Below are 14,605 nucleotides of genomic sequence, written 5' to 3' on the forward strand. Positions count from 1 at the left end.
TGGTTTTACTCCTGCGGGAAGATGGTGCCTTTATTCATGATCCCGTTCGGGTCAAACGCGGTTTTCAACGCCTGCAAGATGGGCCATGCGCTACCGTGTTCTTGCTTCGCCCACTGCACACGATGCTTACCGATACCGTGGTGATGCACCATAGAACCGCCAAGCTTCAACGTCTCCTCCACGATCATGCCATTCAGCGGTACGTGATATTTCGCCATCTCCTCTTCAGGACGGCAATCCACCACGTTGTAATCGTAAACGAAGTACATATTGGTGCCGTTGATGTAGCTGTGCGAGGAGTGACCGCCCAGCATGGTGATGTCTTTGGCATGTGGGAATTCAGTGCGAATACGCTTCAGGACATTTTCATAGATAGCGTTAATCGTTGACCAGTCACCGGACACTTCCGTGGTAAAGCCCATGTTGCCGGTACGCTGGATGAAATCACGCTCCGCCTGCACTTTCTCCGGTCCCCAGTTGAGGTGCTCAAACCAGGTCTGGATCAGCTGGCTGTCCACCTGCTGGCACTCGCGGTGTTTGGCTACGATCGCTGCAATGCCTTTACCAGTAGCTTCGCTGATGCCCGCCGAGCCTTCTGCCATAAAGATCAGCACACACTTGTCTTTCGAGAAATGGCTGAAGTGCTGCTTCGCATCTTCCGGATCGTAAAGACGAGCAATTGAAGGACGATAGCCGTCCACCATCACTTCCCGCAGGATGGCGAAACCGGTCTGCATTGAGTCCAACAGATAGCCGTAGAAGCGATTATTTTCCGGCTGATATTTGAATATTTTTACCGTGACTTCCGTGATGTAACACAGCGCACCTTCATTGCCGATAATCACATGGCGAATATCCGGCCCCGCTGCACGACGCGGCACGTTTTTGATGCGAGTGATGTCGCCGTTCGGAAATACGGCTTCCAGCCCCACCACCATATCTTCAATCGCGCCATACAGCGTCGAGAATTGACCAATACTGCGCGTCGCCACCAGACCGCCCATTTGCGCCAGCGGTTTCGACTGCGGCGAGTGACCGGTAGTGTAACCCTGTGCCCGCAGTTGGTTTTCCAGCACTTCCAGCGTGACGCCGCACTGTGCAGTGACCTGCATGTTTTCGATATCGATCTTAATGACCTGATTCATACTGGATCCATCCAGCACCACCGAGTTTGGCGCGGCGGTTTCCAGCCCCCCTTCCGTAGCCGATGCACCGGTTCGTGGTACGCCATTAATGTGGTGGCGATTCATAAAAGCTAAGACATCCGAAACCTGTTGTGTACTTTGCAGTTTTACCACCGCAGCCGGGATCGGCAAGGTGTAAACACCGTGAATATCGGCATATTTACGAAAACGGTCATGACTGCTGCGCTTTAATTCAGCTTCGTCGGTCACGACCTGTTGTGGGCCAACGATCTCTTTTAACTGCTCGACAATGGCTTCACGTGAAAGCGTCATAATATTCTTCCTCTCAACAAATATGATTAATTAACGAACCCGATATCCACCATCGACAACCAATAAATGGCCGTTGACGTAATTCGAAGCACGGCTGGCTAAATACACCATCGCACCCATTAAATCTTGCGTATCTCCCCAACGATTCGCCGGAATATGATCCAGCACTCGTTGATTGGTTTCGGGATTACTGCGAGTCGCAGCCGTAATGGCCGTCGCGTAATAGCCAGGCGCGATACCGTTGACCTGAATATTGTATTGTCCCAGCTCATCACAATAAGATTTGGTTAAACCAGCCAGTGCATGTTTGGTGGCGGAATAAGCCGGTGACCATTGACCGCCCAGCCAGGAAAAGAGCGAACAAATATTAATAATTTTACCGCTCTGCTGCGGCACCATGATTTTTGCCGCCTGATGACTCATCTCAAAGGCAGCGGTGAGATTCACCGAGATCATGGGATCCCAATCTTCGCGACCGAAATCCAGCACCTTGTTGAGCTTACAGATGCCGGCATTGTTGACCAAAATATCCAGTCGACCAAAGCGCTCCAGACACTCCGCGACAATGCGCGCCGGTTCGCCGGCCTGGGTGATATCCGCTTGCATAAACTCTGCACGAACACCCTGTTTTTCAATCAGTTGCTTTGTCTCTGGATTGGCAGGCGCCAGGTCGGGAATAAAGACATTGGCACCCGCTTTCGCCAGCGCGACGGCAAAGGCCTGGCCCAAACCCGTGTTACCGCCGGTGACAATGGCGCACTGCCCTCGCAGCGAAAAGAAATCGAGTGAAAATGTATCCAGCGATTCCGTCATGATTCCATCTCCTGGTCTGAATAACGGGCAAAAAAAAGGAGAAAAGCAAGCTCCTTCGCAGTAAAGCGAAGAAGTTACTTTTCTCCAGATCTCGAGTAACTGGGTATTACGCTAGCATGGGTATTTCGAAATAAAAAGCGATCGCAATCACAAAAAAATCCGTTCGCACTAAGGTGCTGGAATAAGCAGCAGATTAAATATCCAGGCGAAAAATATATCAGAATAAACCGAGTCAGTTTAATAACGCCATTCTGTGACTTCCTTCACAACGTTATGACAAGTTGTCATGCTAAAAATGCTCCCCGTTACTGTCTGAGACCAAGAGAAAAGTAACTTTCTGCAATTGCGGAAAGGACGCTTTTCTCTTTTTTTTGTTTCTAATTTGGGGGCGAAGATGCAAACCAAAAACTCAATCCGTTGGTTAACATTAGCGGTTATTAGCATCAGCGGTGGCATTAGTTTTGATTTGGCGTATTTACGTTATATCTATCAAATCCCGATGGCGAAATTCATGGGATTTTCGAATACCGAAATCGGCGTTATTATGAGCACCTTTGGTATTACCGCTATTTTACTTTATGCCCCCGGCGGCTTAATTTCCGACAAATTCTCCCATCGTAAAGTGATGTCCGGTGCCATGATTGCCACCGGTATTTTGGGTGCCATTATGGCCACCTACCCGCCGTTGTGGGCGATGCTGCTGATTCAGGTCGCCTTCGCCATCACCACCATTCTGCTGCTGTGGGCGGTGTCGATCAAAGCGGCTTCACTGCTCGGCACACGTGAAGAGCAAGGCAAAATAATGGGGTGGATGGAAGGTTTGCGTGGCGTCGGCGTGATGGGGTTGGCGCTGTTTACCGTCTGGGTATTTGCTCAATTCCATCCTGACGATCCTAATAGCCTGAAAGCGGTGATCCTGATTTACAGTGGTACCTATGTGGCGCTCGGCATTGCCTGCTGGTTTTTGGTGAGCGACGGTTTTGCCCAGCAGGATGAGGAGCAATCATCAGCCTTTAGTCTGCAGCATGCGCTTCGCGTGCTGAAAATGCCCACCACCTGGTACTGCAGCATGATCATTTTTGGCGTTTACACCATTTACGCCATTCTCAGCTACTCCACCAACTATCTGTCCGAAATCTATGGCATGTCATTAGTGGCTGCCAGCTACATGGGCATCATCATCAACAAAGTGTTCCGCGCCATCTGCGGTCCACTGGGCGGCATGGTCACCAGTTACAGCCGCTGGCGTTCGCCAACGCGTGTGATCCAGTTCCTGTCTGGACTCTGCCTGTGCGTGATTGCCTTGCTGTATGTCGTCACACAATCCCCGCTCAGCCTGGCACTGGCGATTGGCCTGATCTTATTGATGGGATTCACCTGTTATGCCTCACGCGGCCTCTATTTTGCCTGCATCGGCGAAGTGAATACCCCGAAGCAGATCCTCGGCACCACCATTGGTATTTGCTCAGTCATTGGCTTCTTACCCGATGTATTCGTCTATCCATTGGTGGGTTACTGGCAGGATACGCTGCCGTCTGCGCTTGCCTATCGCAACATGTGGATCATGGGGGGCTGCGCCAGCCTGCTGGTGCTGCTGTTTACCGCGTTACTGATTAGCCAGATCAAGCGGGGCTCACCTGCTGGTCACGCCGCGCCATTAAAAGGAGTCTGATATGTCTGCGCGTTATTTGATGGGAATTGATGTCGGCACACAGAGTGCCAAAGTGGTGATTTTCCGCACCGACGGAGAGGTGATGTGCAGTGCACAGCAGCCGCTACGTGCGCTGGAGATCCCTCAGCCAAATCGTGCTGAACATCCTGATGATGATCTTTGGCACTCGGTCCAACAAGCCTGCCGTGCGGCGATGACGCGTTTCCATCAGTTCGGTGGTCAGGACCATCAGCTGCTGGCTGCCGGACTGTGCGTGATCCGCTGCTGCCGGGTGCTGATGCGTCAGGATGGTGAACTAGCCTGGCCGGTGATCAACTGGATGGATGTACGGCTCAATCAGCCTTATCAACCCGAGCCAGAATACGGTGAAGTGCGCTGGGTCACCACCACGTCAGGCTATATCACCCATCGCCTGACAGGCCAGGCGCGCGATACCAGCGCCAACTACATTGGCTGCTGGCCGATGAATGATGCACGCCAGACGTGGGACGACAACAAAATGGCGAGCTGCCATGTGCGCCGGGAGCAGCTATTTGATGTGGTGCGCCCCGGCGAAATGCTGGGCGAGGTCACCTCAACCGCCGCGCGGGCGAGCGGTTTACCACTGGGCTTACCGATTATCGCTACCGCCCATGACAAGGCGGTGGAAGCCTTAGGTGCTGGCGCGCTGGCTCAGGGCGAAGCGCTGATTTCACTGGGCACCTACATTGGGGCGATGGTGCATGGTGACGCGCAACCGCACGCCAGCGAACACTTCTGGCCGTTCCAGGCAGCGCTGCCGGGCCATTTTCTCTACGAGTGCATGGGCGTTCGGCGAGGGATGTGGACGGTGAGTTGGTTCCGCGATCAGTTTGGCGCGGCGGCACTGCAGGATGCACAGGACACCGGTGTGGATATTGAAACCCTGCTCGGCGCTGAAGCCAGTTTAGTTCCGGCCGGCAGCGATGGACTCATCACGCTGCACGATTGGGCCGCACCGGCCGAAGCACCGTGGCGCAAAGGGGCGATCATCGGTTTTGATGGTCGCCACACCCGCGCGCACCTGTTCCGCTCTCTGCTGGAAGGCATCGTGTTCACCATGAAAAACCATCTGGACCCGATGATGCAGGCGCTGGATCGCCCGCTGACACAGTTAGTGATTTCCGGCGGCGGTGCCAACAGCGATCTGTTTATGCAACTGTTCGCCGATATCTTTGGTGTGCCTGCCCGCCGCAATGCGATGCGCAGCTCCGCCGCTATTGGCTGTGCCCTCAATGCGGGCATGGCATTGGGTGTATGGCAAAGTTATCAGGAAGGCGTGGCCGCGCTGGTGAAAACCGGCGAAACATTCCTGCCGAATGCTCGCCATCATGCGCTGTATCAGCAACTGAATCAGCAGGTTTACCAGCAACTTCATCGCGCGCTCGATCCCCTGCTTAAGCGCCTTAGCCCACTCGTGGAGGCTTAGCGTCGCTGCGCCAATGGCCAGACGCCGGCGTTGGTGGTGGAGACGGCCAGCGCACCCGCCGCTAATGCCCGCTGTGCATCCTCTTCGTCGCATACCAGTCCGCCGGCAATGATCGGTTGACTGATGCGCTCGGTGATCCAGCCCAGCACCTTCGGCATACAGCCTGGCAGGATCTCCACAATGTCGGGCTGCGACTGCGCCACTTGTTTATCAATGTTGTTGAAGGAGATGGAATCCAGCACGAACAGGCGATGGATTGCCCAGAAACCATGCTGGCGCGCGGCTTTCAGCATCGCGGGTTTGGTACTGATGATGCCATCGGCCTGCGTCACGATTTTCAGGAACTGGATCACCACTTCCTGGCGTGAACTGCCTTCCAGCAAATCGACGTGTACAAAGGCAATTTTCCCGGCCTGTTTTATCTGTCCGACAATGCGCCCGATATTGCATATGTTGCCATACAACACCGACACCACCTGGCAAGGTGAGTCAATCGCCTGTTGCAGGCTTTGGGCATCTTTGACAGCGGCAACCACCGGCGAGCTCTTTAACAATTCAACTAAATCCACCACATACCCACCTTTTCACTAAAGGATAACGCTGGCTGCAGGCGTGGCAGCGTTGAAACGTTGCATCTCCGCCAGCAGCCAATCCCGAAATACCGCCACGCGCGGCAACATCTGTTTGCCGAATGGCACCTCCAGCCAGTAGCCATTGGCGCTGGAAAGCAACTGCGGCGAGATTTGAACCAACACGCCGCTGTTCAGTTCGTTACGCACCATGGCACGATCCAGCACGGCAAAACCTGCGCCAGTGACACAGGCATTAATCACCTGATCCTGCGTACTGAACGCCAATCCGTTATCTTCCGGCGGTGCAGTTTCACCGCAGGCCTGATACCAGCGCGACCAATTATCCAGCCGACTGTCGCCATTCAACACGTGCAATTGCGGCATCAGGCTGATATCTGGCCAGATGCCATCCAGCATCAGCAGCGGACTGCCCACCAGCACCAGCGTTTCATGACACAGCCATTCTCCTTCCGCGCCTGCCTCTTGCGCATCCTGCTGCGAGCCAAAACGAATCGCGCAATCGAAGTCGCTGTATTTCTGCCGCGCTTCACTGATCAGCATGATTTGCAGCTGACGATGCTGTTGACGCAATGACACCAGACGCGGCGCTAACCAGCGCGTGGCAAACGTAGGGGCGACCTGTAAACGCAGGTGTTGACGGGGGTTGTGTTGCTGCACGCTGCGTACGCCCTCTTCCAGCAGATCCAGCGACTGACGAACCACTGGCAAAAGCTGGATGGCTTCCGGCGTCAGCATCAATCCGCTGTGGCTACGAACGAACAGATCTTTCCCAAGGAAGGTTTCCAGCTGGCGCATCTGGCGGCTGGCGGCGCTCTGCGTCATGAACAAGGCATCGGCGGCTTTACTGAAGCTCAGCGTACGACAGGTCTCTTCGAACAGCCGTAACATACTGAGTGAAGGCAACTTTCTCATTCTGACTCCAGCAGCCAGGCGGTAAAACATCGCGCCAATCTAACCACAACCCAGACGGTAACGGAGAACGTAAACCTAAATTTTTGAGTGCAATCACAGGAAATTGTGGAATAGGGGTATGACTTTTTCGCACTGGCCTGCCCCTGGCTCCAATGTCACAGTAATTTCTCATCCAGATAACAATAAAATAACAACCATCTCTCCCCGAAGGAGGAAGGAACATGACGCAAACGACTCTGATGGATGATGTACCCTTAAATCGCTTTCACCTCAAAATCACCGGGCTCACCTTCGGTGCGCATCTCACCGATGGCTACATTCTCGGTTCCGTTGGCTTTGCGCTGACACAGATGACGCCGCAAATGTCACTCACGCCTTTCTGGCAAGGCATGATTGGCAGCTCGGCGTTGATCGGGTTATTTCTCGGTAGCCTGATTCTCGGTTGGATCGCCGACAGCGTCGGCCGCCAAAAGATTTTCTGCTTTAGCTTTATCCTGATTACCCTCGCATCCGGCATGCAGTTTTTTGCCCAGTCAGCAGAGCAACTGTTCCTGCTGCGCGTGCTGATTGGCTTCGGCTTAGGCGGTGACTTCTCGGTCGGTCATACCATTCTGGCGGAGTTTGCCCCGCGCAAACATCGCGGCGTACTGTTGGGAGCCTTCAGCGTGCTGTGGACTGTCGGCTATGTCGCCGCCAGCTTTGTTGGACATCTGGCACTGCAGGCACACGTTGATGGCTGGCGCTGGTTACTCGCGTCCTCTGCTCTACCGGCTTTGGCGATCTTGCTGTTGCGTATAGGTACGCCGGAATCCCCGCGCTGGCTATTACGTCGTGGCCGTCGAGAGGAAGCCATGGCCATCGTTCATCGTTTGTTTGGCTCACACGTCACATTACAGGAAGAGAAACAGCAGGAGCAGGATGGCAGCCTGAGCGCACTTTTCCGCCCGCGCTATCGTCGCCGTACCGCCTTTAACTGCCTGTTCTTTGTCTGTCTGGTGATCCCTTATTTCGCCATATACACCTTCCTGCCCGCCATCCTGCGCGAGATGGGTCTTGATCAAGGCTTTGCCACCGACCTGCTGCTAAGCGGTCTGCTGCTGGTAGGTGCCGTGCTGGGCATTGTGCTCACGGCGATGTGCTCGCGCCGAGGCTTCCTGATCGGTTCCTTTATTTTCCTTGCGGCCTGTTTGCTGCTGCTGAGCCTGCTGCACACCAGTCCCGGTATCTGGCTGATTCTGCTGTTTGCCGCTTTCACGCTGATTATGTCGGCAGTGAGCAATCTGGTGGGCGTGTTCCCGGCGGAGAGCTTCCCTACCGATGTGCGATCTCGCGGCGTAGGTTTCGCCACCTCGATGAGCCGACTGGGCTCGGCGGTGGGTACGCTGCTGCTGCCACTCGCCATCGTCAATTACGGCATCGCCGGCACCATGGGTTTGCTGGCGGCTATTCTGGTGCTCGGCGCGCTGGTGTCCATCGCCTGGGCACCCGAAACCAAAGGTCTGACGCTCACTGACGCTTCTCAAGAGACCCCGGCGGTAGATAAAGCGCTCAGCCCTAACGCTTCAACTTCAACACAACATCTGTAACTGGAGGCAATGATGGAAATGTATATCGGTGAAGGCTTTGCAGGCGACGGCGTTAACGCTTCGCATATCAATATCATGATTGGACCGCGCAGCGGCGTGGTAGGTCAGGCCTTCTCCACCAGCCTGGCGACGCCTTCCCAAGGCCACTGCCCATTTATGGTGGTGATCAAGCCTAACGTGCCAGCCAAGCCGATGACGCTGTATGTCAACAAAGCCGCTATCAGTAGCGATCTGCACGGCAACGCCACCTGGGGTGCTTCACAGGCAGCGATTGCCAAAGCCGTAACCGAGGCGCAGTTGCAAGGCACGTTGCCACCGGAAGCCGAAGATGAGTGGTGCATTGTCACCGCTAACTGGGTGAATCCGGGCTGTACCGATCTCGATGAAGTGTTTGCTAATAACTATCGCGCCTGCAAGGTGGCGATAGAAGCGGCCATGGAGAAGCTGCCAGGACGTCAGCAGTTAATCAATGCCCTGCCCGAGTTGGGCAATCCCTTTTATTCCCCGAAGTAGCAGGAGTTGCAGCATGGAATACATCAAACTGGGCCACAGTGGTTTACAGGTGTCGCGTCTTTGCCTCGGCACCATGAATATGGGCAGCAAGAGCTGGAAACCGTGGATTTTTGACGAGGCACAAAGCGAGCCGATTATTCGTCACGCGCTGGAGAGCGGCATCAACTTTATCGATCTGGCCGATTTCTATTCCAGCGGTGCCGGTGAAGAAGTGGTAGGCCGCGTTTTAAAACGTATCGCCCAGCGTGATGAACTGGTGCTGACCACCAAAGTCGGTTATCCCCTTGGCGGAGGTCAGAACAATCAGGGCCACTCGCGTAAGCACATTCTCGACAGTATTGATGGCAGTCTGCGCCGCCTTGGCACCGACTATGTTGATATCTACATGCTGCACTACTTCGACGTGAACACGCCAATCGAAGAGACGTGGGAAGCGATGAACAGCATCGTGCGTAGCGGCAAAGCACGCTACGTCGGCGTTTCCACCATGTATTGCTGGCAACTGGCGAAGATTTTGTGGTGTTGCGAACGCAACGGGTTTGTGAAACCGATCAATATGCAACTGCAGCTGAACTGCGCCTACCGCGAGGAGGAACGCGAAATGATGCCGTTCTGCCGTGATCAGGGGCTGGGCGTTTCCGTGTTTAGCCCACTGGCGCGCGGGCTGTTGAGTGGCGATGCGCAATCCATCCGCAATCAAACCGATTTTTTCACGCGTGAAATGTATGCCGATGAAGCCTCGATCCAGATTGCGGAATCCGTTGGCCGTGTTGCCGCCGCGCGCGGGTTGACCAGTGCGCAGATTGCTCAGGCCTGGGTGTTGTCCCATCCCGGTGTGGATTCGATGCTGGTAGGCGCAGACAGCGTTGCCCAACTGGATAGCGCGATTGCTGCACTGCATACCCCGCTGGATAGCGAAGAGCGCTTCGAACTGGAACGCAACTATACGCCGTGCGACGTGATCAACGATTACACCGCGGGTAAACGTATCGCCCGTCATAGCCGTGCTGCGCGCACGGTGTTTACGGATAACTCACTTCAATCTGCAAGGAATATCGCATGACATCTTCACTGCTGCGTACCGGCTGGTATTGCAATGGACAATGGCTGGAAAGCGATCGCACTTATGATGTGACCAATCCCGCTGACAACAGCGTGGTGGCGCAGGTGGCCAACGTTGGCGCGGCGGAAACCACCCGCGCGATTGATGCCGCTGCCGCCGCCCTGCCCGCCTGGCGTGGCTTAACCGCCAAAGCGCGTGCAGCGATCTTACAACGCTGGTATCAATTGATTCTCGAGAATCAGGAAGCGCTGGCGCAGTTGGTGGTACAGGAACAAGGAAAAGTGCTGGCAGAAGCGCGTGGCGAAGTGCTTTACGCCGCCAGTTTTATTGAATGGTTTGCCGAGGAAGGCAAGCGTGCCAACGGCAAGACGATCCCTTCAACCAAGGCCGGAAATCTGATCCTGACGCTGAAACAGCCCGTGGGCGTGGTCGCCGCGATAACGCCATGGAATTTCCCGCTGGCGATGTTGACGCGCAAGCTGGGACCGGCGCTGGCCGCCGGTTGTACCGCAATTGTGAAGCCGGCGAATGAGACACCGCTGTCAGCCTTTGCCCTGTTGGTACTGGCGGAACAGGCTGGCGTTCCGGCTGGCGTGCTGAATGCGGTGAGCGGGGAAACGGTGGAGATTGGCCACACGCTGACGCACCACGATACGGTACGGAAAATTTCCTTCACCGGCTCTACAGCCGTTGGCCAGTTGCTGATGCGTGACGCCGCGAGTTCAGTGAAGAAGTTGTCGCTGGAGCTGGGCGGTAATGCACCGTTTATCGTGTTCGATGATGCCGATATTGATGCCGCAATCGAAAGCGCCATGGCCGCCAAATTCCGCAACAGCGGACAGACCTGTATCTGCGTGAACCGCTTTTACGTGCAAGATGGCGTGTATGATCAATTCGTCACCAAACTGGCTGCGGCGGCTAACGCGTTGAAAGTCGCACCGGGCCTGACACCAGGCGCACAGCAGGGGCCACTGATTCATCAGCGAGCTATGGAGAAGGTCGAAGCGCATGTGCAGGATGCCTTGCAGCACGGTGCGCGTTTGGTTTGCGGCGGGGAGCGTCATGCGTTGGGTGGCAGCTTTTATCAGCCCACGGTGCTGGCCGATGCCAATGAAAAGATGCGTCTGGCGCACGAAGAAACTTTCGGCCCTGTTGCCGCCTGCTTCCGATTCCGTACGGAACAGGAAGTGATTGAGCGCGCCAATAATACGCCATATGGCCTGGCCGCCTATCTGTTTACCCGTGATCTGGCGCGGGCGCTGCGCGTCACTCCGCAACTGGAGAGCGGCATGGTCGGCGTTAACGAAGGGATTATCTCCACAGAAGTGGCGCCGTTTGGTGGCGTGAAAGCCTCAGGATTAGGGCGCGAGGGCGCGGATGTTGGGCTGGAGGAGTATCTGGAAACCCAGTATGTGAATATTGGGCAGATTGGCTAATTTGGCTGGTTTCACTGGTTTCGCTGAAGGTTGGGTGCAGGGTCAGATAAGGTTAGCCCGATTGCAAAGTTACCAAGGACTTAGCAGCCGCGTTTGCATGGATGATGGTGGATTTGGCTGTTTTCGCTGAAGGTTAGGCGCAGGGTCAGATAAGGTCCGCCCGATCGCAAAGGAAACCGGCATCCATGCCGATCGGCTGGGCCATCCGTGGCCCAGACGCTTTGCTCTTCGGGCGAACCTTATCTTCCCTTTAAACTTTGGTGTGGCTGTTTAAATCCAATCGTTGTTCGCGCAGGCTAAATTAACCAACAGAAAGCACAAATATTGATAAAGGCAGGAATGGTGGGTCCGGAGTAAAGCGTTCGCCGCAGGGATGCGGCGGTCGAGGCTACAGGGATGTATTCACGCCGTCTTTACGGAGCGGCCCACCATTTATGCCTGACGGTGCAGAACTTTCCGGCGAACTGGCGAACCAAAGTAAAGCGCCCGCCGCAGGGATGCGGCGGACGAGGCTACAGGGGTGTAACGATCTTAAACGATACCCTGACTGCGCAGATAATCTTCGTAGTTGCCGGTGAAGTCGATAATGCGATCGCCCTTCATCTCCATCACGCGGGTTGCCAGTGAACTGACAAACTCACGGTCATGTGAAACGAAAATCAGAGTGCCTTCGTAACCTTCAAGTGCCAGGTTAAGCGATTCAATCGATTCCATATCGAGGTGGTTGGTCGGTTCATCCATGATCAAGATGTTCGGCTTTTGCATCATAAGCTTGCCAAACAGCATACGGCCTTTCTCACCACCGGACAGCACTTTAGCAGGCTTCTTGATTTCATCATGACCAAACAGCAGACGGCCCAGAATACTGCGCACCGCTTGCTCGTCATCACCTTCCTGCTTCCACTGGCTCATCCAGTCGAACACGCTCAGGTCATCGGCGAAATCTTCGGCATGATCCTGCGCGTAATAACCAATGAGCGCATTCTCGGACCATTTCACGGTGCCGTTGTCAGGCGTTAGCTCGCCGACCAATGTTTTCAGCAACGTGGTTTTACCGATACCGTTGGCGCCCAAAATAGCCACTTTCTCACCAACTTCAACCATCAGATTAAGCTTGCTGAACAGCGGACCGTTATCGAATCCTTTCGTCAGTGCCTCAACTTCCAGCGCATTACGGAACAGCTTCTTATCCTGGTCAAAACGGATATAAGGGTTCTGACGGCTGGACGCTTTCACTTCATCCAGTTTAATTTTATCAATCTGCTTGGCACGCGAAGTAGCCTGACGCGATTTAGAGGCGTTGGCACTAAAACGGCTAACGAACGATTGCAGGTCAGCAATTTGCGCTTTCTTCTTCGCGTTATCAGAAATTAAACGTTCACGCGCTTGCGTCGCCGCGGTCATATATTCGTCATAATTTCCTGGATACACGCGCAGCTCGCCGTAATCCAGATCCGCCATGTGCGTACACACCATATTCAGGAAGTGACGGTCATGCGAAATGATAATCATGGTACTGTTACGTTCGTTTAGCACCTGCTCCAGCCAACGAATGGTATCAATATCCAGGTTGTTCGTCGGTTCGTCGAGCAGCAAAATATCCGGGTTTGAGAATAATGCCTGCGCCAACAGCACACGCAGTTTCCAACCTGGTGCGATTTCGCTCATCGGACCGTAATGCTGTTCTACCGGAATACCCACGCCCAGTAATAATTCACCGGCACGAGATTCCGCGCTGTAACCATCCATTTCACCGTATTCGACTTCCAGGTCGGCAACTTTATAGCCTTCCTCTTCGCTCATTTCTGGCAAAGCATAAATACGGTCGCGCTCTTCCTTCACCGCCCATAATTCGGCGTGACCCATAATCACCGTATCCAGCACGCTAAATTGCTCAAAAGCAAATTGGTCCTGGCGTAACTTACCGATACGCTCGTTAGGGTCGAGTGAAACATTACCGTTGGTCGGTACCAGGTCGCCGCCCAGTATTTTCATGAAGGTCGATTTACCGCTGCCGTTCGCACCGATTAAACCGTAACGATTACCGCCGCCAAACTTAACGGAGATATTCTCAAACAGCGGCTTACTGCCGAACTGCATAGTAATATTGCTGGAAACTAACACGGCATTGACCTTTGTTACGCAGTGGAGGAAAAAACAGCGGGCATTATGCCAGAAAGCAGCACCGGGACGCCACCTCTGCGCCTGCGGGCAGCGAGCGAAGGCGTTGAACGCGTTGTTGCAAATAGAGAAATAAAAAAGCCGAAGACAACGTGGTCTTCGGCTCCCGCTTACAAGGATTGTGTAGATTATTTGATCAGGAAGCTGTCCAGGCTTTTACCAGAGTCCAGCGCTTTCTTAATCGCTGCTGGGGTACGGCCCTGGCCGGTCCATGATTTCTCTTCACCGTTCTCATCGGTGTAAGAATATTTAGCTGGACGCGGTGCACGCTTCGCGCGTTTTTTACCGGTTTCCAGCGCACCCAGCAATTCGTTCGGGTCAATACCGTCAGCCAGCAGCATTTCGCGGTATTTAGACAGCTTTTCTTCTTTCTCGCGATTCTGCGCTTCTTCTGCATGAACTTCGTCGCGGCGCTCAGTCACCACCACGGTTAATTTCTCCAGAATCTCTTCCAGATCGGTCAATGGCAGTTCACGAGCCTGCGCACGTAATGTGCGAATGTTGTTCAGAACTTTAAATGCGTCACTCATCACAAGGTCCTTGCTTAAGGGGGTTTAAATAAACTGTAGTGGCAAGATTACCCAATTCAAATAAAAAAATAAATTAATTTATGCGGACGGATAATTCCTAACTGATTAACGTATTCACAATTTGAGCGGTACCCCCAGCGAGAAGCTTTAATTAACGGTGAATTAACAACAGCATTTTAGTACCACCGACTGGAACTGGTACCGATTTCAGAGGTTATTCCCGGCTGATAAACAAGCATTTAGCGGCCAATGCCTTGTCTGGCTGAAGTGTGTTAGCAGATTAATGAAGATTAATGTTATGGACGAAAATCTATTTTCACAGGTGATTATTATATTTTTACAGTTGAGAGCACAATCGCATTTTTATCCCCCTTTACGATAAAAAGCCAGCGCATGCACCGG

12 protein-coding genes are annotated in these 14,605 nt (G+C 53.9%); 6 read left to right on the forward strand and 6 right to left on the reverse strand.

Annotated elements, in window-relative coordinates; all coding sequences use genetic code 11:
• Positions 1-5 precede the first annotated feature (5 nt).
• Positions 6-1,457 carry an FAD-binding oxidoreductase gene (locus VI01_RS03620; RefSeq protein WP_045814014.1) on the reverse strand — a complete coding sequence of 484 codons (1,452 nt, stop codon included), beginning with the start codon at positions 1,455-1,457 and terminating at the stop codon, positions 6-8.
• 30 nt (positions 1,458-1,487) lie between these two features.
• Positions 1,488-2,273, reverse strand: coding sequence for an SDR family oxidoreductase (locus VI01_RS03625; RefSeq protein ID WP_156149329.1), 786 nt, complete (start codon positions 2,271-2,273; stop codon positions 1,488-1,490).
• 391 nt (positions 2,274-2,664) lie between these two features.
• Here VI01_RS03625 and VI01_RS03630 point away from each other — a divergent pair, with 391 nt between their 5' ends.
• Positions 2,665-3,942, forward strand: coding sequence for a nitrate/nitrite transporter (locus VI01_RS03630; RefSeq protein ID WP_045814016.1), 1,278 nt, complete (start codon positions 2,665-2,667; stop codon positions 3,940-3,942).
• Position 3,943: 1 nt separating this feature from the next.
• Complete coding sequence (locus VI01_RS03635) at positions 3,944-5,389, forward strand: FGGY-family carbohydrate kinase (protein WP_045814017.1); 1,446 nt, start codon at positions 3,944-3,946, stop codon at positions 5,387-5,389.
• Here the strand turns inward: VI01_RS03635 and VI01_RS03640 are convergent.
• Entirely contained in the window at positions 5,386-5,958 is a 573-nt protein-coding gene (locus VI01_RS03640) for a glycerol-3-phosphate responsive antiterminator (protein ID WP_045814037.1), read from the reverse strand. The genes VI01_RS03635 and VI01_RS03640 overlap by 4 nt on opposite strands.
• An 18-nt stretch (positions 5,959-5,976) precedes the next feature.
• On the reverse strand, positions 5,977-6,894 hold the full coding sequence (locus VI01_RS03645; protein ID WP_045814018.1) for a LysR substrate-binding domain-containing protein: 918 nt from the start codon (positions 6,892-6,894) through the stop codon (positions 5,977-5,979).
• A gap of 221 nt (positions 6,895-7,115) precedes the next feature.
• On the opposite strand from VI01_RS03645, the gene VI01_RS03650 reads away from it, so the two are divergent.
• The 4 genes from VI01_RS03650 to VI01_RS03665 are packed head-to-tail and all read left to right on the forward strand — an operon-like array spanning position 7,116 to position 11,492.
• Positions 7,116-8,480, forward strand: a complete 1,365-nt coding sequence (locus tag VI01_RS03650; RefSeq protein WP_045814019.1) for an MFS transporter — start codon at positions 7,116-7,118, stop codon at positions 8,478-8,480.
• 12 nt (positions 8,481-8,492) lie between these two features.
• The gene (gene fae, locus VI01_RS03655) at positions 8,493-8,993 is read left to right on the forward strand and encodes a formaldehyde-activating enzyme (RefSeq protein ID WP_045814020.1); all 501 of its coding nucleotides are present in this window, start codon (positions 8,493-8,495) and stop codon (positions 8,991-8,993) included.
• Between the two features lie 13 nt (positions 8,994-9,006).
• Positions 9,007-10,056: an aldo/keto reductase gene (locus VI01_RS03660; protein ID WP_045814021.1), complete on the forward strand. Its 1,050-nt coding sequence runs from the start codon at positions 9,007-9,009 to the stop codon at positions 10,054-10,056.
• Positions 10,053-11,492: an NAD-dependent succinate-semialdehyde dehydrogenase gene (locus VI01_RS03665; protein ID WP_045814022.1), complete on the forward strand. Its 1,440-nt coding sequence runs from the start codon at positions 10,053-10,055 to the stop codon at positions 11,490-11,492. Before VI01_RS03660 ends, VI01_RS03665 begins: the two co-directional genes overlap by 4 nt.
• A gap of 531 nt (positions 11,493-12,023) precedes the next feature.
• On the opposite strand, the gene VI01_RS03670 is transcribed toward VI01_RS03665, so the two are convergent.
• Positions 12,024-13,616: an ABC-F family ATPase gene (locus tag VI01_RS03670; RefSeq protein ID WP_045814023.1), complete on the reverse strand. Its 1,593-nt coding sequence runs from the start codon at positions 13,614-13,616 to the stop codon at positions 12,024-12,026.
• A gap of 185 nt (positions 13,617-13,801) precedes the next feature.
• Positions 13,802-14,203 carry an H-NS family nucleoid-associated regulatory protein gene (locus VI01_RS03675; protein WP_034820857.1) on the reverse strand — a complete coding sequence of 134 codons (402 nt, stop codon included), beginning with the start codon at positions 14,201-14,203 and terminating at the stop codon, positions 13,802-13,804.
• Positions 14,204-14,605: the final 402 nt, after the last annotated feature.

The organism is Pantoea sp. SM3 (genome assembly GCF_000963995.1).
Taxonomy (GTDB): Bacteria; Pseudomonadota; Gammaproteobacteria; order Enterobacterales; family Enterobacteriaceae; genus Pantoea; species Pantoea rwandensis_B.

Excerpts from the sequence above, each read along its gene's own strand:
- fae (WP_045814020.1), top strand. The coding sequence starts at position 8,493 with ATGGAAATGTATATCGGTGAAGGCTTTGCAGGCGACGGCGTTAACGCT.
- VI01_RS03660 (WP_045814021.1), top strand. The coding sequence starts at position 9,007 with ATGGAATACATCAAACTGGGCCACAGTGGTTTACAGGTGTCGCGTCTT.
- VI01_RS03635 (WP_045814017.1), top strand. The coding sequence starts at position 3,944 with ATGTCTGCGCGTTATTTGATGGGAATTGATGTCGGCACACAGAGTGCC.
- VI01_RS03630 (WP_045814016.1), top strand. The coding sequence starts at position 2,665 with ATGCAAACCAAAAACTCAATCCGTTGGTTAACATTAGCGGTTATTAGC.
- VI01_RS03620 (WP_045814014.1), bottom strand. The coding sequence starts at position 1,457 with ATGACGCTTTCACGTGAAGCCATTGTCGAGCAGTTAAAAGAGATCGTT.
- VI01_RS03650 (WP_045814019.1), top strand. The coding sequence starts at position 7,116 with ATGACGCAAACGACTCTGATGGATGATGTACCCTTAAATCGCTTTCAC.
- VI01_RS03645 (WP_045814018.1), bottom strand. The coding sequence starts at position 6,894 with ATGAGAAAGTTGCCTTCACTCAGTATGTTACGGCTGTTCGAAGAGACC.
- VI01_RS03665 (WP_045814022.1), top strand. The coding sequence starts at position 10,053 with ATGACATCTTCACTGCTGCGTACCGGCTGGTATTGCAATGGACAATGG.
- VI01_RS03675 (WP_034820857.1), bottom strand. The coding sequence starts at position 14,203 with ATGAGTGACGCATTTAAAGTTCTGAACAACATTCGCACATTACGTGCG.